General features: G+C 73.5%; 20 protein-coding genes and 2 pseudogenes. 13 read left to right on the forward strand and 9 right to left on the reverse strand.

What is annotated here, in order from left to right:
* Window positions 1-24: 24 nt before the first annotated feature.
* The 4 genes from cyc2 to ABZX30_RS03190 all read left to right on the forward strand — a co-directional run bounded on the left by cyc2 (window position 25) and on the right by ABZX30_RS03190 (window position 5,426).
* Entirely contained in the window at window positions 25-2,184 is a 2,160-nt protein-coding gene (gene cyc2 / locus ABZX30_RS03175; RefSeq protein WP_355928121.1) for a germacradienol/geosmin synthase Cyc2, read from the forward strand.
* A gap of 238 nt (window positions 2,185-2,422) precedes the next feature.
* Window positions 2,423-2,983, forward strand: coding sequence for a PDZ domain-containing protein (locus ABZX30_RS03180; protein ID WP_355928123.1), 561 nt, complete (start codon window positions 2,423-2,425; stop codon window positions 2,981-2,983).
* A gap of 207 nt (window positions 2,984-3,190) precedes the next feature.
* A complete protein-coding gene (locus ABZX30_RS03185; RefSeq protein ID WP_355928126.1) occupies window positions 3,191-4,318 on the forward strand; it encodes an aminopeptidase P family protein in 1,128 nt (375 codons plus the stop codon).
* Window positions 4,319-4,400: 82 nt separating this feature from the next.
* Window positions 4,401-5,426 (forward strand): aminoglycoside phosphotransferase family protein, encoded by a 1,026-nt coding sequence (locus tag ABZX30_RS03190; protein WP_355928128.1) that lies wholly within the window; start codon window positions 4,401-4,403, stop codon window positions 5,424-5,426.
* Between the two features lie 18 nt (window positions 5,427-5,444).
* Here the strand turns inward: ABZX30_RS03190 and treZ are convergent, their stop codons facing one another.
* Window positions 5,445-7,193, reverse strand: a complete 1,749-nt coding sequence (gene treZ / locus ABZX30_RS03195) for a malto-oligosyltrehalose trehalohydrolase (RefSeq protein WP_355928130.1) — start codon at window positions 7,191-7,193, stop codon at window positions 5,445-5,447.
* Window positions 7,194-7,368: 175 nt separating this feature from the next.
* Here treZ and ABZX30_RS03200 point away from each other — a divergent pair, with 175 nt between their 5' ends.
* Window positions 7,369-7,920 carry a DUF1707 and FHA domain-containing protein gene (locus tag ABZX30_RS03200; RefSeq protein ID WP_355928132.1) on the forward strand — a complete coding sequence of 184 codons (552 nt, stop codon included), beginning with the start codon at window positions 7,369-7,371 and terminating at the stop codon, window positions 7,918-7,920.
* Between the two features lie 108 nt (window positions 7,921-8,028).
* Window positions 8,029-8,271 (forward strand): SSI family serine proteinase inhibitor, encoded by a 243-nt coding sequence (locus ABZX30_RS03205; protein WP_355928280.1) that lies wholly within the window; start codon window positions 8,029-8,031, stop codon window positions 8,269-8,271.
* A gap of 53 nt (window positions 8,272-8,324) precedes the next feature.
* Here ABZX30_RS03205 and ABZX30_RS03210 read toward each other — a convergent pair whose 3' ends face one another.
* The 3 genes from ABZX30_RS03210 to glgX form a co-directional block, all read right to left on the reverse strand.
* Complete coding sequence (locus ABZX30_RS03210) at window positions 8,325-9,578, reverse strand: M14 family zinc carboxypeptidase (RefSeq protein ID WP_355928135.1); 1,254 nt, start codon at window positions 9,576-9,578, stop codon at window positions 8,325-8,327.
* 304 nt (window positions 9,579-9,882) lie between these two features.
* Window positions 9,883-12,285: a malto-oligosyltrehalose synthase gene (gene treY / locus ABZX30_RS03215; protein WP_355928137.1), complete on the reverse strand. Its 2,403-nt coding sequence runs from the start codon at window positions 12,283-12,285 to the stop codon at window positions 9,883-9,885.
* Window positions 12,286-12,402: 117 nt separating this feature from the next.
* The gene (glgX, locus tag ABZX30_RS03220; RefSeq protein ID WP_355928140.1) at window positions 12,403-14,520 is read right to left on the reverse strand and encodes a glycogen debranching protein GlgX; all 2,118 of its coding nucleotides are present in this window, start codon (window positions 14,518-14,520) and stop codon (window positions 12,403-12,405) included.
* 193 nt (window positions 14,521-14,713) lie between these two features.
* Between glgX and ABZX30_RS03225 the strand changes: the two genes are divergently transcribed.
* The 4 genes from ABZX30_RS03225 (at window position 14,714) to ABZX30_RS03240 (ending at window position 19,112) form a co-directional block, all read left to right on the forward strand.
* Window positions 14,714-15,535, forward strand: a complete 822-nt coding sequence (locus ABZX30_RS03225) for a Tat pathway signal sequence domain protein (RefSeq protein WP_355928143.1) — start codon at window positions 14,714-14,716, stop codon at window positions 15,533-15,535.
* Window positions 15,536-15,610: 75 nt separating this feature from the next.
* A complete protein-coding gene (locus ABZX30_RS03230; RefSeq protein WP_355928146.1) occupies window positions 15,611-16,930 on the forward strand; it encodes a copper amine oxidase in 1,320 nt (439 codons plus the stop codon).
* 102 nt (window positions 16,931-17,032) lie between these two features.
* Window positions 17,033-18,274 (forward strand): SAV2148 family HEPN domain-containing protein, encoded by a 1,242-nt coding sequence (locus tag ABZX30_RS03235; RefSeq protein ID WP_355928148.1) that lies wholly within the window; start codon window positions 17,033-17,035, stop codon window positions 18,272-18,274.
* A 112-nt stretch (window positions 18,275-18,386) separates the two neighbouring features.
* The gene (locus ABZX30_RS03240) at window positions 18,387-19,112 is read left to right on the forward strand and encodes a 3'-5' exonuclease (protein ID WP_355928151.1); all 726 of its coding nucleotides are present in this window, start codon (window positions 18,387-18,389) and stop codon (window positions 19,110-19,112) included.
* Window positions 19,113-19,257: 145 nt separating this feature from the next.
* On the opposite strand, the gene ABZX30_RS03245 is transcribed toward ABZX30_RS03240, so the two are convergent.
* Entirely contained in the window at window positions 19,258-20,121 is an 864-nt protein-coding gene (locus ABZX30_RS03245; RefSeq protein WP_355928153.1) for an aminoglycoside phosphotransferase family protein, read from the reverse strand.
* 150 nt (window positions 20,122-20,271) lie between these two features.
* Between ABZX30_RS03245 and ABZX30_RS03250 the strand changes: the two are divergent.
* From ABZX30_RS03250 to ABZX30_RS03260, 3 genes and pseudogenes are all read left to right on the forward strand, one after another.
* Window positions 20,272-20,652: pseudogene (locus tag ABZX30_RS03250) on the forward strand (sugar ABC transporter permease); the annotation flags it as partial.
* A pseudogene (locus ABZX30_RS03255) lies at window positions 20,649-21,257 on the forward strand (extracellular solute-binding protein); the annotation flags it as partial. The pseudogenes ABZX30_RS03250 and ABZX30_RS03255, both read left to right, overlap by 4 nt.
* A gap of 40 nt (window positions 21,258-21,297) precedes the next feature.
* Window positions 21,298-21,849 carry a DUF1697 domain-containing protein gene (locus ABZX30_RS03260; RefSeq protein ID WP_355928156.1) on the forward strand — a complete coding sequence of 184 codons (552 nt, stop codon included), beginning with the start codon at window positions 21,298-21,300 and terminating at the stop codon, window positions 21,847-21,849.
* On the opposite strand, the gene ABZX30_RS03265 is transcribed toward ABZX30_RS03260, so the two are convergent.
* The 4 genes from ABZX30_RS03265 to ABZX30_RS03280 form a co-directional block, all read right to left on the reverse strand.
* Window positions 21,815-22,684 carry a transglutaminase-like domain-containing protein gene (locus ABZX30_RS03265; RefSeq protein WP_355928157.1) on the reverse strand — a complete coding sequence of 290 codons (870 nt, stop codon included), beginning with the start codon at window positions 22,682-22,684 and terminating at the stop codon, window positions 21,815-21,817. The genes ABZX30_RS03260 and ABZX30_RS03265 overlap by 35 nt on opposite strands.
* Before the next feature lie 246 nt (window positions 22,685-22,930).
* Complete coding sequence (locus ABZX30_RS03270) at window positions 22,931-23,686, reverse strand: sirohydrochlorin chelatase (protein WP_355928160.1); 756 nt, start codon at window positions 23,684-23,686, stop codon at window positions 22,931-22,933.
* 7 nt (window positions 23,687-23,693) lie between these two features.
* Window positions 23,694-24,578 carry an ABC transporter permease gene (locus tag ABZX30_RS03275; RefSeq protein ID WP_355928161.1) on the reverse strand — a complete coding sequence of 295 codons (885 nt, stop codon included), beginning with the start codon at window positions 24,576-24,578 and terminating at the stop codon, window positions 23,694-23,696.
* Window positions 24,565-25,344, reverse strand: a complete 780-nt coding sequence (locus ABZX30_RS03280; protein ID WP_355928164.1) for an ABC transporter ATP-binding protein — start codon at window positions 25,342-25,344, stop codon at window positions 24,565-24,567. The genes ABZX30_RS03275 and ABZX30_RS03280 overlap by 14 nt, the downstream gene beginning before the upstream one ends.
* Window positions 25,345-25,357 lie beyond the last annotated feature (13 nt).

Here is a 25,357-nt window from a genome sequence, read left to right on the forward strand (position 1 = left end):
GGGCCCGCGGGTAGGGCCCCGGCCATGACGCAGCCGTTCGAACTGCCGCACTTCTACATGCCGTACCCGGCGCGGCTCAACCCGCACGTCGACGAGGCACGCGCCCACTCGACGGCGTGGGCGCGCGAGACGGGCATGCTGGAGGGTTCCGGAATCTGGGAGCAGGCCGACCTCGAAGCGCACGACTACGGGCTCCTGTGCGCCTACACCCACCCCGACTGCGACGGCCCGGCGCTCTCGCTGATCACCGACTGGTACGTGTGGGTGTTCTTCTTCGACGACCACTTCCTGGACAGGTACAAGCGCACCCCGGACCGCGCCGCCGGCAAGGCGCACCTCGACCGGCTGCCGCTGTTCATGCCGCTGGACCTCCGGGCCGCCGTGCCCGAGCCGCGGAACCCGGTCGAGGCGGGCCTCGCCGACCTCTGGGCGCGCACGGTGCCCTCGATGTCGGTGGACTGGCGCAGGCGGTTCGCCGTGGCCACCGAACACCTGCTGAACGAGTCCCTGTGGGAGCTGTCCAACATCGACGAGGGGCGGATCGCCAACCCCGTCGAGTACATCGAGATGCGCCGCAAGGTGGGCGGCGCCCCCTGGTCGGCGGGGCTCGTCGAGTACGCGACCGCCGAAGTGCCCGCCTGCGTCGCCGGGTCCCGGCCGCTGCGGGTCCTGATGGAGACCTTCGCCGACGCCGTCCACCTGCGCAACGACCTGTTCTCCTACCAGCGGGAGGTGGAGGACGAGGGGGAGAACAGCAACGGAGTGCTGGTGCTGGAGACCTTCTTCGGCTGCACCACCCAGGAGGCCGCCGACACCGTCAACGACATCCTCACCTCCCGTCTCCACCAGTTCGAGCACACCGCGCTCACCGAGGTGCCCGCCCTCGCCCTGGACCAGGACCTCACCCCGGACCAGGTCGCGGCGGTGGCGGCCTGGACCAAGGGACTGCAGGACTGGCAGTCCGGCGGCCACGCCTGGCACCTGCGGTCCAGCCGTTACATGAACGCGGGCGCCGCCCCCGCCGCGCCCTGGCACGGCCTGACCGGCCCGGGCACCTCGGCCGCGGACGTCGGCGCCCTGCTCGCCTCGGCCGCGGCCGAACACCTGCGCGCGTACTCCCATGTGCCGTTCCAGAAGGTCGGCCCGTCCCTGCTGCCCGACTTCCACATGCCCTTCCCGCTGGAACTCAGCCCGCACCTGGCAGGGGCCCGTCCCCGGCTGACCGCCTGGGCGCACCGGATGGGGATCCTCGGGGAGGGCGTCTGGGACGAGGACAAACTCGCCGCCTGCGACCTGCCGCTGTGCGCGGCCGGCCTGGATCCCGACGCCACCGAGGAGGCCCTCGACCTCAGCTCGCAGTGGCTCGCCTGGGGCACGTACGGCGACGACTACTACCCGCTGGTGTACGGCCACCGCCGGGACCTGGCCGCCGCCCGGCTCACCACGGCCCGGCTGTCCGCCTGCATGCCCGTGGCGGGCGAGGCGGCCCCCGTCCCGGTCAACGCCATGGAGCGCGGCCTGGCCGACCTGTGGGCGCGCACGACCGTCCGGATGACCCCCGGCCAGCGGCGCACCCTGAGACAGGCTGTCGACACCATGACCGAGAGCTGGCTGTGGGAACTGTCCAACCAGCTCCAGAACCGCATCCCCGATCCGGTCGACTACCTGGAGATGCGGCGGGCCACCTTCGGCTCCGACCTCACCCTGAGCCTGTGCCGCATGGGACACGGCCCGGTGATCCCGCCGGAGGTGTACCGCAGCGGCCCGGTCCGCTCGCTGGAGAACGCCGCCATCGACTACGCCTGCCTCGTCAACGACGTCTTCTCGTACCAGAAGGAGATCGAGTACGAGGGCGAGATCCACAACGCCGTCCTCGTCGTGCAGAACTTCTTCGGCGTCGGCTATCCGGCCGCCCTCGGGGTCGTGCACGACCTGATGACCCAGCGCATGCAGCAGTTCGAACACGTCGTGGCGCACGAACTGCCTGTCCTGTACGAGGACTTCGGGCTCTCTGCCGAGGCGCGCGAGCTCATGGACGGCTATGTCGCCGACCTGCGCAACTGGCTGGCCGGGATCCTGAACTGGCACCGGAGCGTCGACCGGTACAAGGCCGGCTACCTGGAGCGCCGCGCCCACGGCTTCCTCCCGGACCGGCCCCCGGCGCCCGCCCTGCCCGTCGGCTGACCCGCCGCCGGACAGCTCCGGCCGGAACGACGTGACCAGGGGGAAGGGGACCGCGGTGAGCGCACCCGCCTCGCCGCGGTCGCCGGCCTGGCAGGCCGGGCGGCGAGCGTGCCCGGCTCCCCGGGCCGCGGCCGTGATGACGTCCGTCATCGCCCGTGGCGCAGTCTCACTCGTTCGTGGCTCGTCGCGCCCCGGTGCGCCGGGTAGTCGCTGGGAGAGCACCAGCCGGAGGCGAACCATGGAACAGACTGCGCTGCGCCCCAAGCCGATCCCGGGCCAGAAACGGAGGGACGGCGGCCCCAGCGGGCCCGCACGGCGCCCGCACGCCGCGCGCCGGCGCGGCCGACGGCTGCGGACCGTGCTGTTCCGCGTGTTCATCGGCACCGTCCTGGTGCTCTGCGGCGTCGGACTCGGCACGGTCGGCGCCACCGTCATCGGCCTGAGCAGGCTCGCCGAACCGGGCCACCGGGCACCCTCCGGCCAGTCCGCCCCGGCCACGCCCTCCGTCCCCCCGAGCGCCGCCCGCACGGCGCCCGCCGCCACCCTCGGTCTGGAGGTCATGGACGCGCAGAAGGCGGGTGCGCTGGTCGTCGGCGTCCACGTCCCCGGCCCGGGCTACACGGCGGGCCTGGTGCGCGGCGACGTCCTCCTCCAGGTCGGCGGGACCCGTCTCGACACGGCCGCCGACCTCGCCCGGGCCGTCGCCGTGGCCCGGCCCGGCACCCGGGTCACGCTCACGGTGCGCCACCGCAGCGGCGGCTACCAGCAGCTGACCGCGGTTCCGGGCGTGGTCACGTGAGCGGCCGGTGCCCGCGCGGCCGGGGCGGTGCCGTGCCGGCGCGCGACGACTGACGGGCCAGGGGCGGACCCGGGTCCGGACGCGGCGGGGGCAAGGCCCGGGTTCCGCCCCCGGGAGTCCGTAACCGGCTCGCGTCGCCCTCCGTGTCCGGGCAGGATGCTGCCGTGGTCCTTTGCCCAGCACGTCCCCGCGTTCACGGAGGCCCGGATGACCGGTAGTACGCCCGCGCCCTTCACCGCCGACGACTACCGGGCCCGGATGGAGCGCGCCGCGCGCGCCGCCGCGGACGCCGGGCTGGCCGGGCTGCTCGTGGCACCCGGCCCGGACCTGGTGTGGCTCACCGGTTACGCGCCCACCGCGGTCACCGAACGTCTCACCGTGCTCGTCCTCGCCCCCGGCCGGGACCCCGTGCTGGTCGTGCCCACGCTGGAGGCCCCGGACGCCCGGAAGGCGCCCGGCGCCGCCGCCCTGACCCTGCGGGACTGGACCGACGGCAAGGACCCGTACGCGGTCACCGCCGGCCTCCTCCCGAACAGCGGCGGCTTCGGCGTCAGCGACAACACCTGGGCCCTGCACCTGCTCGGCCTGCAGCGGACGCTGCCCGGCACCTCCTGGACCGCCCTCACCGACGCCCTGCCCATGCTGCGCGCCGTCAAGGACCCGGCGGAGCTGGAACTGCTGGCGGCGGCCGGGGCGGCCGCCGACGCGACCTTCGAGGAGATCCGCGAGGTCCCCTTCGCCGGCCGCCGGGAGTCCGACGTCGGCCAGGACCTCGCCGGCCTGCTGCGCCGGCACGGACACTCCCAGGTCGACTTCACCATCGTCGGCTCCGGCCCGAACGGCGCCAACCCGCACCACGAGGTCGGCGACCGCGTCATCCAGCGCGGCGACATGGTCGTCCTCGACTTCGGCGGGCTGAAGGACGGCTACGGCTCCGACACCACCCGCACCGTCCACGTCGGCGAGCCCACCGACGAGGAGCGCAGGGTGCACGACGTCGTGCGCGCGGCCCAGGAGGCCGGCTTCCGCGCGGTGCGGCCCGGCGTCCCCTGCCAGGACGTCGACCGGGCCGCCCGCGCCGTGATCACCGACGCGGGATACGGCGAGTACTTCATCCACCGCACCGGCCACGGCATCGGCGTGACCACGCACGAGCCGCCGTACATGATCGAGGGCGAGGAGCAGCCCCTCGTGCCCGGCATGTGCTTCTCCGTGGAACCCGGCATCTACCTGCCCGGCCGCTTCGGGGTGCGCATCGAGGACATCGTCACGGTCACCGAGGACGGTGGCCGCCGCCTCAACAACACCACCCGCGAGATGGTCATAGTGGACTGAGAGGACGACCGACGACCGGCACACGAGCGACAGCACACAGCGGGTACCCACCGACAGACCCCGGGACGACGACGGCGCGACCATGACCCAGGCACCGACACCCACCGCGGACACCGTCCGCCGACTGGTCCGTTCGCTGCTCGAGCAGGGCGCGGAGGGAACCTCCGGGCCCGACGTGCGGCCCGTCACCGAGGGCGGCGGGCACTTCACCTGGTGGGTCGGTGCCCGCCACGTGCTGCGCCTCGCCCCCGACCGCGAGGCCGCCGCCCGTCAGCGCCGCGAGCTGCGCCTGCGCGACCTCGTACGGCCGCACCTGCCCGTCGCCGTCCCGGCCAGCGTCGCCCACGGCGAGTGGGCCCCCGGCCTCGGCTGCACGCTCGACACCAGGGTGCCCGGCGGCACGGGCGAGGAGCACGACGTCTCCGCGGTCGGCGAGGCCGACCTGGCCGGGCTGCTCGCCGGGCTGCGCGAGGTGCCCGTGCGGCAGGCCGAGACGCTCGGCGTCCCGCGTACCGCCCCGCGCTCCCTGGAGGCACTGCGCCGGATGGCCGCGCACGCGGCCGAACGCCTCGGCGCCGCAGACGAGTTCGATCCCGCCCGGATGACCCAGCTGGCCGCGCCCGCCGCGGCCCAGCTCGCCGCCCAGCCCGGTACGGCGGTCCTGGTCCACCACGATCTCAGGGGCGAGCACCTCGTGGTCAGCGACGACGGGCGGGTGCGCGGCGTGCTCGGCTGGACCGGCGCGGTCGTCGGCGACCCCGCCGAGGACATCGCCTCCCTCGCCCTCGCCGTCGGCTCGCCCGCCGCCGTCCGCGCCGCCACCCTCGCCGGGTACGGCGCCCGCCCCTGCCTGCGCGGCCTGTGGCTGGCCCGCTGCGACACCGTCGTCCGCCTCACCGACCGCCTCGAGGCCCGCGACACCGCCTCCCTCCCGCCCCTCAGGACCCAGCTGCGGCGCGCCTGGGAGGCGATCCTGCTGGAGCGGGTGACGGAGTTCAGGGAGAACGGGGCCGACGGGCGGGGCGGGGAGGACGGGACATACCGGGACTGCGGCGAGGAGGGGGACGCCGGGAAGCCCGGGGACGGCGGTTTCCCGGCGCGGTCCTGACCGCCGGGGGCGCCGGTGTCACTCCTGCGCCAGCACCACGCACGACTCCCCGGGCACCTGCAGCAGCCCGTCCTCCCCGGGCGTGCCCACCGGGTCCCACGCGGCGAGCACCTCGGCCGGGCGGGTGCCGAGCGGGACCGCCGCCTCCGCCTTGCCCAGGTTGACGACCACCCGGACGTCCCCGCGCCGGAAGGCGAGCCAGCGGGCCCGGACGTCGTACGCCACCTTGGTGTCGGCGAGGTCGGGGTCGGTGAGGTCCGGCCGCTCGTGGCGCAGGGCGATCAGCCGGCGGTACCAGGCCAGCACGCGCGCGTGGGGCTCCCGCCCGGGCTCCGACCAGTCCAGGCACGAACGGTCCCGGGTCGCCGGGTCCTGCGGGTCGGGCACGTCCTCCTCGGCCCAGCCGTGCGCCGCGAACTCCCGCCGCCTGCCCTGCCGCACGGCCTGGGCGAGCTCCGGATCGGTGTGGTCGGTGAAGAACTGCCAGGGCGTGCCGGCCGCCCACTCCTCGCCCATGAACAGCATCGGCGTGAAGGGCGCGGTCAGGGTGAGCGTGGCGGCACAGGCCAGCAGCCCGGGGGAGAGCGCGGCCGTCAGACGGTCGCCCTGGGCGCGGTTGCCGACCTGGTCGTGGGTCTGGCTGTAACCGAGCAGCCGGTGCCCGGCCGTGCGCGCGCGGTCCAGCGGGCGGCCGTGGTGCCGGCCCCGGAAGCTGGAGTACGTGCCGTCGTGGAAGTAGCCGCCCGTGAGCGTCTTGGCGAGGGCGGCGAAGGGGTCACGCGCGAAGTCGGCGTAGTAGCCCTGGGACTCGCCGGTCAGCGCGGTGTGCAGGGCGTGGTGGAAGTCGTCGTTCCACTGTGCGTGCAGTCCGAGGCCGTGCTCCGCGCGCGGGGTGATCACCCGCGGGTCGTTGAGGTCGGACTCCCCGATCAGGAACAGCGGCCGGCCCAGCTCGGCGGCCAGAGCGTCCACGGCCGCCGACAGTTCCTCCAGGAAGTGGCACGCGCGCGTGTCCCGCAGCGCGTGCACCGCGTCCAGGCGCAGCCCGTCGATCCGGTAGTCGCGCAGCCAGGCCAGCGCGCTGCCGGCGAAGTACGCGCGTACCTCGTCCGACCCGGGCGCGTCCAGGTTGACCGCCGCGCCCCAGGGCGTGTGGTGCGTCTCGGTGAAGTACGGTCCGAACGCCGGCAGGTGGTTGCCGGACGGCCCGAGGTGGTTGTGCACCACGTCGAGGACCACGCCCAGGCCCAGTCCGTGCGCCCGGTCGACGAACCGCTTCAGTGCCTCGGGTCCGCCGTACGGCTCGTGCACCGCCCACAGCGACACCCCCTCGTAGCCCCACCCGTGCCGCCCCGGGAAGGGGCACAGCGGCATCAGCTCGACGTGCGTGACGCCCAGTCGCACGAGGTGCTCCAGCCGCCCGGCCGCCGCGTCCAGGGTGCCCTCGGGGGTGTACGTGCCCACGTGCAGCTCGTACAGCACCGCACCGGGCAGCCCGCGCCCCGCCCACGCCCCGGTGCGCCACGCGTACCGCTCGTGGTCGACGACCGCGCTCGGGCCGTCCGGGCCGTCGGGCTGCCGCCGCGAACGCGGGTCGGGCAGCACGGGGCCGTCGTCCACCGCGAACCCGTACCGCGACCCGTCCTGCGCCTCCGCCTCACCGGTCCACCACCCGACCCGCGCCGGATCGCGCTCCAACGCGCGCGTGGCGCCGTCGCAATGGAGCGTCACACGGTCTGCCTGCGGTGCCCACACCTCGAACTGCACGGGACGGTTCCCCTTCGTCTGCTCACCGTGATGTAGCCCGTCCATCGTGCTGCAAAACGCGATCGGCGCGCCCTTGCCGCCGCGCTTTCCGGGCAGGTGCCGCCGGAAGTGCACCCGTGCCGGCCGTTTCCCCGTTTTCTGGACACCCGGGGTTCACTGACCGACAATCACCAGCGTGACGTCGTCCCCGGAGTTCTCCACGTATCCCGCGCGGCTGTCCGACGCGGAGCGCGACAAGGCACTGAGGGTGCTCCGCGACGGCGTCGCCGTGGGCCGGCTGTCGCACGACACGTTCGTGCGGCGCATGGAGCTGGCGCTCGCCGCCCGCCGGCCGGACGAACTCGCCGTCCTCACCGCCGACCTGCGCCAGGAGAACCCTCTCGCGCGCGTGGTGTTCGGCGCCGTGGAGGCGATCTCCGGCTTCACGGTACGGCTGCGCCGGGCCTGGCAGGCCGAACGGCTGCCCAAACTGCTCCTGCCGCACCCCGACAGCACCCACCCGCTGCGCATAGGCCGCGACCCCGCGAGCGGCCTCAGGCTCACCCATGAGACCGTCTCCCGGGTGCACGCCGAACTGCGCCGCCAGGGCGGCATGTGGGTCCTCAGAGACCTCGGCTCCACCAACGGCACCACCGTCAACGGCCGGAGGGTGACCGGCGCCGCGGTCGTCCGCGAGGGCGACCAGATCGCCTTCGGACGGATGGCCTTCCGCCTCGCCGCCCACTGAGCCCGGCCCCACCGCACGCCCCTCGGGCGACCGGAACCCGCTGGGCCGGGCGGTGTTGACGTACCCTCCGAGCCGTGACTCTCCGGCGACACGCGCGACGCCCTGCTGCTGTGCGACCCGCCGCAGGGACACGCGCGCGCGGCCGAGGCCTGCGCCGAACTCAAGAAGGCGGAGGGTGACATCGGCGCCATCCCGCAGAAGAAGAACGTGTTCTGCCCGATGGTCTACGCCCCGGTGACCGTCCGCGCGCGCGGGGAGTGGCACGGCCGTCCCGTCGACTTCCGGGAGACGTTCTCGAACGCCTGCGCGATGGGGGCGCGGACCGGGGCGGTGTTCGCGCTGGACGGCTGAGCGCCGGACGGCCGCGCGGGACCGGTAGGGGTGGTGTGCGGTCGGTTCCGGCCTCACGCCACCCGTTCGCGCGCGTGCAGTGCCGCCGCGAGCACCGTGCGGGACTGGTGTTCGACCTGGTGCTCCAATGGCACCCAGCGGGCGCGGAAGCGCTCGGCGAACGCGTCGCACCAGGAGGCGACGAGCCGTTCCAGCCGGGGCGCCGCCCGGTCGTCCGCCTCCCGCAGGACCCGCAGCAGCATCGCCGCCGCCCGCAGCGGCAGCCGGCGCCCGAAGGCGTCCACGCTGCCCACGTACGCCATCGTGGTGTCGGCGGGTGCCGTGCCGGCCCAGTCCGCGGCCAGGCCCGGCACCACCTCCAGGACCCACCGGGCCGCGCGCAGCAGGGGCACGTCGGTGTCCCCGAGCCGGGGCAGGGCCTCGGCCAGCACCCGTTCCACCTCCAGCGCGTCCCGCAGCAGCCGGTGCGCCAGCCCCCGCAACGCCGCCGCCGGAGCGGGGTGCGGCGCAGGATCGTCCACCAGGTCGCTGGCCCACATCGGCACCTCCACCACCGCCGTCAGGCCGCCGTAGCGGTGGACGCGGTACCAGGTGCTGCGCCGGGCGTCGTCCGGCATGCTCGGGTAGGCGACGTCCGAGCCGGGGCCGGGCATCACGTGCACGCCGGGCCCCGACGCGGGCCAGCCCGCCGCGTCCGACGCGCCCGTCTCCACCGGGATGTGCAGCTCCGCCGCGGACTTGGCGAACGGCTCGGCGAGACCGGGCACGTCCCTGGTCAGCTGCACCCAGCTGCCGCCCAGGTCGGTGCCGTGCAGCGTCACCTGAAGGTAGGGCCGCAGTTCGTCGATCACCCCGGTCAGGGCCCGGGTCTCGGGCGGCAGCCGGTCGGGCGGCAGGACCGACGGCGACCACTCCGGCTGTTCGGGCTGCGGGGGCCGGTAGAAGCCGCGGTGGTAGTCCAGCAGGCTGCGCGGGGCCGGCGTGACGACGTGCAGGCTCGCCCCGTCCGGGTCCGCGCACAGCAGGAAGTGCCAGGAGGTGTCGGCTCTCAGCTCCCGCTCGTCCAGTACCCGTCGGGCGAGGGCGAGGAGCGTGGAGCCGCCGGTGGGCTCGTTGGCGTGGGCGCCGGCGACCACCAGCACGGCGCGCCGCCGGTGCCCCACGGACAGCAGGTGCAGGGGTCTGCCCGCGCTGGACAGGCCCACCTGCCGCAGAGCGCACACACCGGGCTCGTGGGCGGCCAACGCCTGTGCGGACGCGACGAGTTCGGCAACACTGAGGTAACGCGGCTCCGGCACTGGACTCACCCCCGACTTGTCCGTCCGGCTTCGCCCTCCCAGTGCCGCACGGCGTGGGTGAACTGTCAAGCAGAAGGAAGGGGAGTCAGGGGGAGGCTCCAGGGGGCGCCCGGGGGCACTCGAGCGCGCCGCGAGGAGGTTCGGCGGGCGGCCGGCGAGGACTGGGTCCCCCTCGCCCCCGGCCCGTCCTGGAAACGCGCCCTGACCGACTGCGCGCGCGTGGCCCCCCCCGCGGGCACGGCCGAAGCTTTCGTCACCTTTCCGCGCGAGGCAGGGCCGCACCCTGCGGCCCGGACGGGCCGAGCCGCGCGGCTCAGCCCTCGCCGGCTCGCTCCAGCAACGCCACCGGCAGCGGCGCGAAAAGGTCCGCCACGCGCACGTGCCCCTCGAACTCGCGGCCCGGATCCAGTACGTCGGCCCACCGGCCCGGCGGCAGCGGCAGCCGGGTCTCGCCCCAGCCGCCCGCCTCGGCCAGCCGCAGCGAGAGCCGGGTGACGGCGGTGACCACCCGGCCGGAGCGCGTGAAGGCCAGACAGTGGTCCGCGGCCGTGCCCTCCGCGGGCAGCGGCGCGTACGCCGCCCCGGCGCCGAACACCTCCGGCCGCCGGGCGCGCAGCCGCAGTGCCGCCGCCGTCAGCGTGACCTTGTCGCCCTTGTCGCCCTTGTCATCCTCACCGAGCTCGTCACCGTGCGCCGCGCAGGGCTCCGGCGGGAACCGCACCGGCCGCCGGTTGTCCGGGTCCACCAGCGCCCGGTACTCGCCCTCCGTGCCCTGGTAGAGGTCCGGTACGCCCGGCATCGTGAGATGGACCAGGGCCGTCCCCAGGACGTTGGCCCGGATGTGCGCCCGGAGCACGTCCCGGAAGGCGGCCACGCGCTCACCGGGCGCCCCGCACGGCCCCGCCGCCACGAACGCGGCCACCGCCTCCTCGTACGGCGGCTCCTGTTCCGTCCAGCTGGTGTAGAGCCCGGCCTCCCGGACGTGCTTCAGCAGGGCCTGCTGGACGCGCTCGGTGTCCGCCGGGCCGAGTCCGAACACCGTCTGCCAGGCCGCCCACGCCAGTTGCCCGTCCGGCACGGCCGCGCCTGCCTCGGGGGTGAGCTCCGCCAGCAGGGCCGCCCAGCGCTCCGGGCACTCGGTGAGCACGGCCAGCGCCGCGCGCACGTCGGCGCTGCGCTTGGTGTCGTGCGTCGACACCACGGTCCCGGTGACCGGCCAGTCGCGCTGCACGCGCGCGCAGTAGGCGTGGAAGTCCTGCGGGGACACGCCCCGGCGGCCCGGCTCGCCGCCCACCTCGGTCGCCGACAGCAGCGGCACGTAGCGGTAGAACGCGGTGTCCTCCACGGACTTCGCCCGCAGCGCCGACGCGGTCTGCGCGAACCGTGCCCGGAACTCCGCGAGCACCGCGTCCACACCGGCCGGCCCGAGCAGCAGCCCGCGCACGAGGTCGACCGCCTCGCCCTCCTCGGGCACGACGAAGGCCCGCCGGGCCTCCTCGGCGGCCTCCTCGGTCACGACGGCGGCCGCGTCCCCGGAGGCGTACGGCCGGTACACCCGCAGCCGCACCAGCAGTTCCTCCAGCGCGGTGCGCAGCGCCCAGGGAGCGCGGTCGCGCAGCGCCGGGTCCGCCGAGCCCGCGCACAGCCGGGCCGCCACCCGGGTCAGCCGGTCCGTCTCGGCGGCCAGCTCGTGCGTGAGCACCTTGTACGCCGCCCGTCGCGCCGTGGCCGGCCAGTTGCCGCCCCGGTCCGTCTGCGGGGCCGCGAACCGCCGGTACAGCCCGGCCAGCTCGCCCGCCCCCGCCGGGTCCGTGAACAGGCCGTCGATGTGCCGCAGGGCGTCGTAGCCGGTGGTGCCCGCCACGGGCCAGGAGGCCGGCAGCCGTTCCCCGTCGGAGAGGATCTTCTCGACGACCGTCCAGCGCCCGCCGGTCGCCTCGTGCAGCCGCCGGAGGTAGCCGTCGGGATCGGCGAGGCCGTCCGGGTGGTCGATCCGCAGCCCGTCGACCACGCCTTCGTGCAGCAGCTGGAGGATCTTGCCGTGCGTGGCGTCGAACACCTCCGGGTCCTCCACGCGCACCCCGATCAGCTCCGAGATGCTGAAGAAGCGCCGGTAGTTGAGCTCGGTCCGGGCCAGCCGCCACCACACCGGCCGGTACCACTGCGCGTCCAGCAGCCGGGGCAGCGGCAGGTCTCCGGTGCCCTCACGGAGCGGGAAGGCGTGGTCGTGGTAGCGCAGGACGTCGCCGTCGACCACCAGATGGCCGAGCTCCTCGCCGACCGGGCGGCCGAGCACCGGCAGCAGTACCTGCCCGCCCTGCGCGTCCCAGTCGATGTCGAACCAGCGGGCGTACGGCGACCCGGGTCCCTCGCGCAGCACCTCCCACAGGGCGCGGTTGTGACGCGGGACCATGGCCATGTGGTTCGGCACGATGTCCACGACGAGGCCGAGGCCGTGCCCGCGCGCGGTCGCCGCCAGCGCCCGTAGGCCCTCCTCGCCGCCCAGTTCCTCGCGCACGCGCGCGTGGTCCACGACGTCGTACCCGTGCGCGGAGCCCGGGACGGCCTCCAGGACGGGGGACAGGTGCAGGTGCGAGACGCCGAGCGACGCCAGGTACGGAACGGCCGCCGCCGCGGCCGCGAAGGGGAAGTCGGGCTGCAGCTGGAGCCGGTAGGTGGCCGTCGGTACCGCGAGGTCGGGTCGATCGGATGTCATGCAGACCTACGTACCCAACCCGCCGCCTTTCGTGTCATCGCTCCTTCCCCCGCCGCACCCCCCTCGCGTCCCCCCGCCGCGCACCTGAGGAGGCCGGGGGACGCGGGGACAGCACACCTAGGCGGGCCGCCGGAGCACCGTCATGCTGCGGTCCGGCAGGGTGAGCCGGTCCCCGGCCTGGATCTTGGCGTCCGTGTCCTGGGGCGCCCCGTCCGGGCGGGCGGTGTCGACCACCACCTGCCACTGCCGTCCGTGGTTGACCGGCACCACGAACTCCAGCGGCTCGGGCGAGGCGTTGAACATGAGCAGGAAGGAGTCGTCGGCGATGCGCTCCCCCCGCGCTCCGGGCTCGGAGATCGCGTTGCCGTTGAGGAACACGGTCAGCGCCGAGGCCTGCGCCGAGTCCCAGTCCCGCTGGGTCATCTCCCGGCCTTCCGGGGTGAACCAGGCGATGTCGGACAGCTCGTCGTGGGTGCCCTCCACCGGACGTCCGTGGAAGAAGCGCCGCCGGCGCAGGACCGGGTGCTCCTTGCGCAGCCACACCAGGGCCCGCGTGAACTCCCGCAGCCCGTCCGCGGCCGTCCCGGCCTCGGGCCACTCCACCCAGGACAGCTCGTTGTCCTGGCAGTAGGCGTTGTTGTTGCCGCGCTGGGTGCGCGCGAACTCGTCGCCGTGGCTGATCATGGGCACGCCCTGGGAGAGCAGCAGCGTCGCGATGAAGTTCCGCATCTGCCGGGCCCGCAGCTCCAGCACGCCGGGGTCGTCGGTGTCGCCCTCCGCCCCGCAGTTCCAGGACCGGTTGTGGCTCTCGCCGTCCCGGTTGTCCTCGCCGTTGGCGTCGTTGTGCTTGTCGTTGTAGGCCACCAGGTCGTGCAGGGTGAACCCGTCGTGGCAGGTCACGAAGTTGATCGAGGCCAGCGGGCGCCGCCCGTCGTCCTGGTAGAGGTCCGAGGAGCCGGTCAGCCGGGAGGCGAACTCCGCGAGCGTTCTCGGTTCGCCCCGCCACAGGTCGCGGACCGTGTCGCGGTACTTGCCGTTCCACTCCGTCCACAGCGGCGGGAAGTTCCCCACCTGGTAGCCGCCCTCGCCCACGTCCCACGGCTCGGCGATCAGCTTCACCTGGGAGACCACGGGATCCTGCTGCACCAGGTCGAAGAACGACGACAGCCGGTCCACCTCGTGGAACTGCCGGGCCAGCGTCGCCGCGAGGTCGAAGCGGAACCCGTCGACGTGCATCTCGGTGACCCAGTACCGCAGCGAGTCCATGATCAGCTGGAGCACGTGCGGGGACCGCATGAGCAGGGAGTTCCCGGTGCCCGTGGTGTCCATGTAGTAGCGGGGGTCGTCCGTCAGCCGGTAGTAGGAGGGGTTGTCGATGCCCCGGAAGGACAGCGTCGGGCCAAGGTGGTTGCCCTCGGCGGTGTGGTTGTAGACCACGTCCAGGATGACCTCGATACCGGCCTCGTGCAGCGCCCGGACCGCCGACTTGAACTCCAGGACCTGCTGTCCGCGGTCGCCCCAGGAGGCGTAGGCGTTGTGCGGGGCGAAGAAGCCGATGGTGTTGTAGCCCCAGTAGTTGCTGAGGCCCATGTCGGCCAGACGGTGGTCGTTGACGAACTGGTGTACGGGCATCAGCTCCAGGGCCGTCACCCCGAGCTCCGTCAGGTGTTCGATGATCGCCGGATGTGCGAGTGCCGCGTACGTGCCGCGCAGCTCCTCCGGCAGACCGGGATGGCGCATGGTCAGGCCCTTGACGTGGGCCTCGTAGATCACCGTGTGGTGGTACTCGGTGCGGGGCCGGCGGTCGTCGCCCCAGTCGAAGTACGGGTTGACCACGACCGACGTCATGGTGTGCGGCGCCGAGTCCAGGTCGTTGCGGCTGTCGGGCGAGCCGAAGTGGTAGCCGTACACCTCCTCGCCCCACCGGATCGAGCCGCTGATCGCCTTCGCGTAGGGGTCGAGCAGCAGCTTCGCCGAATTGCACCGCAGCCCGCGCGCGGGATCGTACGGTCCGTGCACCCGGAACCCGTACCGCTGCCCGGGCATCACGCCCGGCAGGTACGCGTGCCGCACGAACGCGTCGCTCTCCCGCAGTTCCACCGCCGTCTCCGAGCCGTCGTCGTGCAGCAGACACAGCTCTACTCGGTTCGCGGCTTCTGTGAAGACCGCGAAGTTGGTCCCCGCGCCGTCGTACGTGGCGCCGAGCGGATACGCCTCTCCAGGCCAGACCTGCATGGATACGACTCTCTCAGGTGTGCCGTGCGGCCGGACCGCCTTCATCTTCCGAGTCTCCCGGAAAGTGAGGGAACCACCTATGACTTACGTCCCTCTTACCGGGCGACCAGTGCATACGGCGGGGTGAGTGAGCCGTGTGCCGAAACAGTGGGGCAGAAATACTCCCATGGACCAGGGGGAGCAGGGGGAAGACGTGCGCGAGACAGTGCGCCGCCATCTGGGCAAGGTGGTGGCCGGCACCGCCATCGCGGTGGCCGGGACCGCCGTGATGATCGCAATCACCCTGCCGGGCACGGCGGGGGCGGACGAGTCGGGCGGGGCGAACGGCAGCGGTACGCAGAGCGGCCGGCAGCCGGGCCGGGACCAGGCGAACGGCGCCGCCCGGCCGGGTGTCGTCCAGCAGGCGCCGGCCGAGGGCGAGAAGGGCACCGGCGGCGACCCGCTGACCGACGACGAGCTCCGGCGGGCGGAGCGGATCGCCGCGAGCGGGCAGCTGCTCGCGGCGGGCGAGAACGTCGGCGGGGGCCGCGGGCCGCAGCGCCTCACGGTGGACCTCGCCGACCCGGAGAACGACGAGCTGGACGACCCGGACGCACCGCGCCGGGCCGATGTGACGTTCTACGACTACAAGAGCGACGCGCTGATCACCAAGACGGTGAACCTCGACACCGGCAAGGTCGAGCGGTCCGGCACCCAGCACGGCGTCCAGCCGCCGCTGAGCCGGGCCGAGAACGTGCAGGCGGCCGAGCTCCTCATCGCCGACCCGCTGGGCGCGGGCCTCAGGGCGGACTACAAGGACGCCACCGGCAAGGAGCTCACCTCCCCGGACCAGATGCTGTACAACGGCGCGGTCTACCGGGCCACTGCGGGTGCACAGCCCGCCGTGCTCGACAAGTGCGGCGAACACCGCTGCGTGCGGCTGTTCCCGAAGGTCAAGAACGGTCCGTGGATCGATGCCAGGTCGCTGATCATCGACCTGAGCGCCCGCAAGGTCGCCGAGCTCGACCGCGGCTGAGCCGCCCTCCGGACACGCGGTCCGGACGACTCGTCCATTTTCCACCTGCTCCTCCTGCAAGGGAGTCATCTCCTCATGCGCGTCAAGAGAATCAGCCGTGCCCGCGAGCGGGCGGCCGTCGGCCTCACCGTGGCCGCGCTGGCCGCCGGCGCCACGGCCGGCGCCGGACCGGCCGTCGCCCAGCCGAAGGCGGCCCCGGCGGCGGCCGCCGACTGCAGCGCCGCCTACAAGATCGAGCAGAAGCTCTCCGGTGGCACCACCTGGCGGATGTGCTGGCGCTACGACAGCAAGGCCGGTCTCGTCCTGGAGCACGTCTCCTACCAGCCCAAGGGCGAGACCAAGCCGATCCAGGTCCTCAACAGCGCCCGCCTCGCCCAGATCGACGTCCCCTACGACGACGGCAGCGTCGAGTACGACGACCTGACCGGCTTCGGCTTCGCCCAGGGCCTGGTGAACCTGGCGCCCGGCGAGTGCCCCGGCGGCACCATCAAGACCGTCAAGGTCCCCGACGCCTGGGACCCGGCGCACCCGAACGTGAGCGGCCTGTGCACCACCACCCGTTCCCGCGGCCACGCCTACCGCATGCAGGGCGACACCGCGAACAAGGTCTTCCAGGCCCAGGGCAAGGACCTGCTCGTCTACACGGTCAACCAGGTCGGCTGGTACGAGTACATGACCGAGTGGCGCTTCCAGGACGACGGCACGGTCGACATGAACGTCGGGGCCACCGGCAGCCTCTCCTACGACGACTACGACGCCGGTGACGGCCGTGGCTGGCCCATCGGCAAGGGCGCCAAGGCCTACGCCACGAGCCACAGCCACAACGTCTTCTGGCGGCTGGACTTCGGCCTCGACGGCTCCTCCAAGACGAAGGTCGAGCAGTACGACTCGGCGGTCAGCGCCCCCGCCCACGGCCAGGAGGCCCCGACCGCGAAGACCACCCGCACCAAGGTCACCAAGGAACTCGCGGGCGACGCCAAGGCCTACCGCTGGTGGCGGGTGGTCAGCGCGACCGGCAAGAACAAGGACGGCCACGCACGCTCGTACGAGATCGTCCCCGGCCCGACCACGCGGTACCCGGGCCGCAGCTTCACCAAGCACGACGTGTACTTCACCCAGTACGACAAGTGCGAGCAGTTCGCCAGCAACAACCCGGGCAACTGCCCGGCCGGCACGGGCAAGTCGGTCGACACATGGGTCAACGGCCAGACCCTCACCCACCCGATCGTGTGGATGAACGTGGGCTTCCACCACATCGCCCGGGACGAGGACCAGCAGCCCATGCCGATCCACTGGCAGGGATTCGCCATCGCCCCGCGCGACGTCACGGCCATGAATCCGCTCACTCCGGACGAGCTCGCCTGGCAGAACGGCCACTGGAGGCCGCGCAGTTGAGAAACGACCTGTCCATCCGGCTGCACCGCCGACCGCTTGCGGAGTACCCTTCCTTGATCGTTGGCACGGGGAGAGCTCGGGGGAGCGGAAGGCGGTGCGCGGGTGGGCTCGGGAGGGCTGGAGCTGCCCCCTGGTGACGAGGGTCACGAGGGGAACTCCACGGACGTCCCGCCCGGCGCGGTGTCCCTGGCGCGGCCGATGGACGCGGCGGGATCCATCGGGCCGGAACTGGACTGGGACGCCGACGCCTGGCTCGAGGTGCGCACCCGCGCCCAGCGGGCCGGGCGGGCCTACATCTGGCTGAACCTCGTCGAACAGCGGCTGCGCGCGGTGGTGGCCGCCGTGCTGCGGCCCGTCTACGAACCCGTCCACGGCGACGACTGGGTGGTCGCCGCGGCCGGCCCGGCCGGCCAGGAGTGGGTGCAGCGCGCGGCCGCCGTGCGCGAGGTCAGCCGCCGCAAGGGCTATCTGCTCGACCCGGCCGACGACAACGTCCTCAGCTTCCTCACGCTGCCCCAGCTGCGCGAGCTGATGGTGCAGCACTGGCCGTGCTTCGCGCCGTACTTCGACGAACGCCGGGACGTCGAACTCGCCCTGGACGAGCTGGAGGTCACCCGCAACGTCGTCTCCCGCAACCGGGCCCTGTCCGAGGCCGTCCTGAACCAGGCCGAACGGGCCTCCGCCCGGCTGCTGGAGATGCTCGGCACGAGCGGCGACGTGCCGTCCGCGCGAAGGCTGCCGGTCGACGCGGTCGAGAGCCTGGTCGGCGACCGGTACGCGGACGTGGTCGCCGTGCACTCCGACCGGGTGCGGCTGATGCGCCAGTTCCCGGCCGAGGACCTCTTCGGCGGTGCCCGCCGCCTCGACGCCACCGGCATCGGCCTCAACCTGCTCGTGCAGAACTTCTCCGGACGGCGGCTGGTGCGGCTGGCCGAGTCCGGCTGCCGGGTCCGGCTGCTCTTCCTCAACCCCGCCTCCAGCGCGGTGAAGCGGCGCGAACGGGAACTGGGGATGAAACGGGGCGAACTGAGCCGGTCCGTCGAGATGAACATCCTGCACATGCGCCGGGTGCGGTCCCGGCTGCGGGACCCGGACGCCTTCGCCATCCAGGTCTACGACGAGACGCCGCGCTTCACGGCCTACCTCGTCGACGGCGACGGCGCCGACGGCCTCGCGGTGGTGCAGTCCTATCTGCGCGGGGCGCGGGGGATGGAGTCGCCGGTGCTGGTGCTGCGCAACGGCGACCGGGTGGTCAGGTCGGACGACACGGGCGAAGGCGGGCTGTTCGCGACATACCGCGAGGAATTCGAGCTGGCGTGGGCGGATTCGCGACCGGTGTCCTGAACCGTCCCCGGCCGTGAGCGGAACGCGGCCCTCGGATTGTCAGTGGCGCGTGCGAAGGTGGAGCCACTGAGAGATCACCGGGGGAACGCACCACCGAGAAGGGGGGCCGCCCATGGGCTGGCACCGGGAGCTGCTGATCGGCTTCGACCTGGAGACGACCGGGACGGATCCGCGCGAGGCGCGCATCGTCACGGGGGCCGTGATCGAGGTCAGGGCCGGACAGCCCATGGGGCGCCGGGAGTGGCTGGCCGATCCCGGCGTGGAGATCCCGGCCGACGCGGTGGCGGTGCACGGCATCAGCAACGAACGCGCCGCGGCCGAGGGGGCGCCGGCCGACCGGGTCGCGGACGCCATCGCGGACGTCCTCACCGGGTACTGGCGGACGGGCGTGCCGGTCGTCGCCTACAACGCGGCCTTCGACCTCACCCTGCTCTCCGCCGAACTGCGGCGCCACGGCCTGCCCTCGCTCGCCGACCGCCTCGGCGGCCTCGACCCCGCCCCGGTGATCGACCCGTACACCATCGACCGGCAGGCCGACCGCTACCGCCGCGGCAAGCGCAACCTCGAAGCGGTCTGCGCCGAGTACGGCGTCGTCCTCGACTCCGCCCACGACGCCACCGCCGACGCCCTCGCCGCGGCCCGTCTGGCCTCCGCGATAGCCGACCGCCACCCGAAGATCGCGGCCCTCGGCCCGGCGGAGCTGCATCGCCGCCAGGTGGAGTGGTACGCCGAGTGGGCGGCGGACTTCCAGAGCTTCCTGCGCCGGAAGGGAGACGCGGACGCGGTGGTGGACGGGGTGTGGCCGCTGCGCGAACTGACGCGGAGCGGCCCCGCCTAGAAGCGTCCTGAAGATCTTGAAATCGCGCCCGGCTTGCGCCGGTTCACGGCGATTGACATTTACCGGCAATCCAGGGCGAGCCGGGCGGCCGGAGCAAGATCTTCATCGGGCTTCCAGGTCCTGTCGCGCTCCCGCCGCGACCCGCTCAGAACGGATACCACCGCACCGTCTCGTCCCCGTCCCGCAGTGACGCCACCCGGCGGCGGAACTCCGCCAGCGCCTTGGGGCCGGCCGGTGCGTGCTGGGCCACCCACGCGCAGCTGGCCGTCTCCCGGGCGCCGCGCAGCACCGGGCAGCCGTCCCACTCCCGCACGTCCCACCCATAGGTGTCGGTGAAGGAGTCGTAGGCCTCGGCGGGCAGACCGTAGCGGTCCCGGGAGAGGGCCATGACCACCAGGTCGTGCTCGCGCAGATCGGCCGAGACGGTCTCCAGGTCCACCAGGACCGGGCCCTCGGGGCCGACGTGCACATTGCGGGGCAGCGCGTCGCCATGGATGGGTCCCGGCGGCAGCCGGGGCGTCAGCGCCGCCGCGGCCGCGGTGAACCCGTCCCGCCGCTCGCGCAGATACGCCGCGTCCGCCGGGTCGATCGCGTCGCCCGCGAGCCGCAGCCAGCGTTCCACACCGCCCAGCAGATCGCGCGGCGGAAGGGTGAAGGAGGGGGAGGGCAGTGCGTGCACGATCCGCAGCAGTCCGGCCAGATCCCGCGGCTCGGCGGGCCGCACGGGATCGGGCAGCCGGTGCCACACGGTCACCGGGTGCCCCTCGACCAGCCGGGCCTCCGGCTCGGCCGCCCGCACGGCCGGCACACCCGCCGCGGCCAGCCAGGCCGCGACGTCCAGCTCCCGCCGCGCCCGGTCCAGCAGCTCGGCGTCGCGCCCCACCTTGACGACCAGGTCACCGGCGGCGAACACCGCGTTCTCGCCCAGGGCGAGCAGCCGCGCGTCCCCGGCCGTCCCCGGCAGCACCCCGGCCGCGGTCAGTACGTCCCGCGCCCGCGCCTCGTCCATCGTCCGCCTCCGTGTCCTGACCCGTCCTGCGCCGGTCTCGACCAGTCTCGCATTCCCACAGGTCGGGCCGTGTGCGCGGTCCCTTGACGGAACACCACGCCTTCACGAACATGAACACGCCAACCGCGTCGCGACAAAGGGGCTGATTCCGTGACCTTGGCGGTGGAGACCGGGCGGTCGCCGCGGCGCGCCCCGGACCGCGGCGCCTGGTTCCTCGTCCTGCCCGCCCTGATGCCCATCCTGGTCCTGAGCGTCGGGCCCCTGCTGTACGGCATCCTGCTGGCCTTCACGGACGCGCAGTCGGGCCGGACCGCGCCCACGCGGTGGACCGGCGCCCTCAACTTCCGGGACCTGCTGCACGACACCCTGTTCCGGGAGTCGTTCCGGATCGGGCTGGTGTGGGCCGTCGGGGTGACCGTGCCGCAGTTCCTGCTGGCGCTCGGCCTGGCCCTGCTGCTGAACCAGGAGTTACGGCTGCGCGCCCTCGCCCGCGCCCTCGCCATCGTCCCGTGGGCCATGCCCGAGGTCGTTTCGGAGCCGCCGAACAGGTGGTGCCGCGCACCATCCACGACCAGGCCGGCCCCGACCACAGTGCGCCCGCCTCGACCCTGGGCAGCGGCGGCTCGGACACGCTGCCCGGTTTCTTCGGCGGCAGGTACGCCATGGTCACGCTCGGCTTCTCCTACCGGCAGCAGATAGCCCAGCAGGCGCCCAAGGGCTTCGACTGGCAGGTGCTGCCCGCACCGGCGGGCGCCGACGGGCTCACCCAGGGCGTCAGCCCGCAGACGCTGTCCGTCGCCGCCGACAGCCCGCACAAGAAGGAGGCCGCCGCGTTCGTCGCCTTCCTGCTGCGGCGTCAGAACATGGTCCGGCCGGCCCTGGGGGACTGGATGCTGCCCACCGGCACCCGGGCCCTCGCCGACCCCGCGCTGCCCCCGGTCCACATCCGCTCGCCGGAGGCGTCCGCGCTCACCGGGGCACGGCGAGGGCCCGTTGGTTCCCCCGGGAGACCAGCGGGCCCTCACGTCGACGGGCGGGATCAGACGCTCAGCCGGTCGCCCACGTACGACGAGGTCCCCTCGCCGCCGGGGAGGACAACGGGCCCTTACCTCTGTCCGCGCCCTCGGGGGCGGTGATCAGGGTGTCCGGGCACGCCGGCCGCTCTATGGTGTCGGGATGACGACGTATGCGGCGCTGCTGCGGGGAATCAACGTGGGCGGCAACAGGAAGCTGCCGATGGCCGACCTGCGACAGCTGATGACGGGTCTCGGCCACGACGGCGTCCGCACCTACCTGCAGAGCGGGCAGGCCGTCTTCGCCTCCGGCCACGGCGACGAGGAGTCCTTGGCCGCCGAGCTGACGCGGGCGCTCCAGCAGCGGTTCGGCTTCTCCGTGGACGTGATCGTGCGCAGCCACGCCTACCTGAGGGCGGTGGCGGAGGGCTGCCCGTTCCCCGCCGCCGAACTGGCGGCCAAGCAGGTGCACGTCACCTACTTCTCCTCGCCCGTCACCGCGGAGCGCTTCGCGGAGATCGACCCGGCCGCCCACCTCCCCGAGGAGTTCCGCCTCGGCGACCGTGCGCTGTACCTGTACGCCCCGGAGGGCCTCGGCCGCTCCAAGCTGGCCGAGGCCCTGTCCCGGCCGCGGGGCACCAAGGGGGTGATCGCCACCAGCCGGAACTGGAACACCGTGCTCAAGCTGGTGGAGCTGACCGCTCCGCGAGCCTGACCCTGCGTGGGCCGCCATGGGTGGTGTGCGAGGTGATCACGTCCGGCACCCGCAGCCGCGGGTCCTCGTACAGCCGGTGCAGCTCCTCCTCGGAGCGCGCGGCGGCGACGGCGTCGACCAGGGCCACGTCGTCCGCCGTGAGCGACGCGTCGTCCTGGATCCCGGGGCCCCACTCGTCCCAGGGGAGCAGCTCCACCCCGTGCAGGGCCGCGAGGTCGCGCAGCACGTCGGCGCGGACGAACCACAGCCCCCTGACCCCGTCGAGCCAGGGCACCCCGAACGTCCGCGGGTCGGCGCGTCCCGCCCGGCAGGCCCGCCAGGCGTCCCCGGCCACCAGGAACCGGTCCGCCGGTACGTCCATCGGGTCGAAGGGCAGGTCGCACCCGTGGTGGACCTGCGCGTCGGCCCGCCGCCACCTCCCCTGCGGCGTGCGGTACTCGGTGACCCAGTGGTCCTCGTGGAACCCGTCGGTGAAGTACGTCGCGAAGCCGCAGCGGACCCGCGCCGGCGTTCCCGTGGCCCGCAGCAGCGAGCAGAGCAGCAGCGCGAAGTCCCGGCAGGTGCCCACGAACCGCTGCTCGGGCGGGCGCCGTTCGGTGAGCGGCCCGTCCCCGCGTGCGCGCAGGACGCGCAGCAGTCCGGTGACGTATCTGGTCTCCACGTCCTCGTGCAGCCGTGCGGTCGGCACGGTCCAGCCGAAGCGCTCGCCCTCGCTCCGGTGGATGATCAGGTCACGTACGAGGCCGGCGAGTTCCCCCGCGTCACGCGGCAGGCCGTCGACGTCCAGGTCACCCGGGTCGCTGTACGGCGTCTGCCGCAGGTAGAAGTCGTCCATGTGCCAGACCCTGCTCCCTGCCCCAGGGGCAAGGTCAACCCGCACGGCGCGGCGCGGTTCGGCCCCGTGGCTCGCCGTCCTTCGGCTGGGCGCTGCCGCGCATCCCGCTGCTGTGACACTTCCGCCGCACGAAACGCAGTACCAAGTACCGGGCACGGAAAGAAGGTTGGCCACAGCCGGACGCCGTGCCCCGGGCCGTCCGCGGACCGGCGTCACAGGGGAGCGCCGGACCGCGGACCCCGGCCGTCAGGCGCCGACAGCCGCCAGCGCCGGGTGGCGCGCCGCGTCGTACCGTTCCAGCAGCACCCGTGCCACCTCCGGAGCCGGACCGAGCACACCCGCCAGTACGTCCGCCTCGGCCGCGCCGCGCGCGATGCGGTCCGGCAGGAAGCCGGGGGCCAGTACGTACGGCGCGACCGCGACCTTCGCGCAGCCCAGGGCGCGCAGTTCGCGCACGGCGTCCTCGGTGCGCGGGATGCCCGTGGGAGAAGCGGCGGAGGCGAACGCAGGCCGCACGGCGCACCAACCGGTGTGCCGCCACTCCCGCGCGATATCAGCGATCACTGCGCTCGCCTCCGGGTCGGTGGACCCGGCCGAGGCCAGCACGACCCCGGTCGAGGACTTGTCGGCGGGTGTCAGTCCCGCTTCGTACAGCCGGCGTTCCAGCGCCGCCAGCAGCAGCGGGGAGGGGCCCAGCACCTCCGCCTGCCGGATCCGCAGCCGCGGCGGCGCGTCCCGCAGGACCGCCGGGATGTCCGCCTTCGCGTGGAAGGCGCGGGTCAGGAGCAAGGGCAGGGCCACGACATCCCGTACACCCTCCGCCGCCAGCGACTCCAGCACCCCGAGCACGGACGGGACGTTGAAGTCGAGGAACCCGGTCTCCACCCGCAGGTGCGGCCTGAGCGACCGCACCAGCCGCACCAGGGCGTGCACCGTCGCGGCGTGCCGCGGGTCGCGGCTGCCGTGCGCGATGACGACGAGGGCGGGGCGGTGCGTGCGCATGCCGGACTCAGCCCTTCACCAGCAGACCGCGGCTGCGCAGCACCCACCGCTCCAGCGGGCTGAAGATCAGCAGGTCGATGGCGATGCCGACGAACAGGATGAGCAGGATGGCCTCGAACACCATGGCCATGTCGCTGGCGGTGCGGGCGTTCTCCAGCAGCTGGCCGAGACCCACGCCCAGGTCGGGGAAGCTGGCGATGATCTCCGCGGCCATCAGCGACCGCCAGGAGAAGGCCCAGCCCTGCTTCATGCCCGCTACATAGCCGGGCAGCGCGGCGGGCAGGGTGACGTGCCAGGTGCCCCTCAGCCCGGTCGCGCCCATGGTGCGGCCCGCCCGCAGGAACAGCGGCGGCACCTGGTCGACGCCGGACACCAGGCCGTTGGCGATGGACGGCACCGCGCCGAGCAGGATCACCGCGTACATCATCGAGTTGTTCAGCCCCAGCCAGATCACGGCCGGCGGCACCCACGCCACCGACGGCAGCGACTGGAGTCCGGACAGGATCGGGCCGATGGCCGCGCGCACGAACCTCACCCGCGCCACCACCAGGCCGAGCGGGGTGCCGATGAGCAGCGCGAGGCAGAAGCCCAGCAGCCCGCGCGAGACGCTGGTCCAGATGTAGCCGAGCAGGGTGCCCTCGAGCCACGACCGGCGGACGACGTGCCAGACGTCGCCCGGCGAGGGCAGCTTGGTCGGGTCGTCGACGATCCCGAAGGTGATCAGACCCTGCCAGATCAACAGGACCAGCACGATCGCCGTGAGGGGAGGGAGAATCTTCTGGACGAGGGTCTGCCGGAAGGGCGTACGGCCGGTGGCCGAGGTCTCCAGCGCGTCGAGCCCCGCCTCGACGCTTCCCGCGTCCTGGACCTGCGGTGTCTCAGTGCTGGCCATGACGGCGGATCTCCCCACGCAGTACATCGGTGATCTCGAGGGACAGTTCGGCCACGGGCGCGTCCTCGATGCGGCGCGGCTGCGGGATGTCGACGGTCCACTCGCGCGCGATCCGGCCGGGGCGGGACGACAGCAGGACGACCCGCTGGGCCAGCCGTACCGCCTCGCGCACGTTGTGCGTGACGAACAGCACCGACAGCCCCGTCTCCGCCCAGATCCGGGTCAGCTCGTCGTGCAGCACGTCCCGCGTGATGGCGTCCAGGGCCGCGAACGGCTCGTCCATCAGCAGCAGGCTGCTCTCCTGCGCCAGCGCGCGGGCCATCGCCACGCGCTGGCGCATACCGCCGGACAGCTCGTGCACCCGCTTGCCGTACGCGCCCCCGAGCCGGACGAGCTCGAGCAGCTCCTCGGCCTTGTCGCGCCGGTCGTTCTTGGCGACTCCCCTGAGCTTCAGGGCGAGTTCGATGTTCTTGCCCGCGGTCAGCCACGGGAAGAGGGCGTGCTCCTGGAACATCAGGGCCGGGCGGCCGTCCGTGGTGATGGCGCCGGTGGTCGGCCTGTCCAGGCCGGCCACCAGGTTCAGCAGCGTGGACTTGCCGCAGCCCGAGGCGCCCAGGAGGGTGACGAACTCGCCGGGCGCGACATCGATGCTGATGTCGTCCAGGACGAGCTGCTGCCCACCCGGTACCGCGAAGGACTTCGAGACGTGCTCGATGCGAGCCGCGCACTCGACGGACTCCGCGGCCTCGGCGAGGATCGTGGCCATGTTCGTCACCTCC

Source organism: Streptomyces sp. NPDC004542, assembly GCF_040610035.1.
GTDB lineage: Bacteria > Actinomycetota > Actinomycetes > Streptomycetales > Streptomycetaceae > Streptomyces.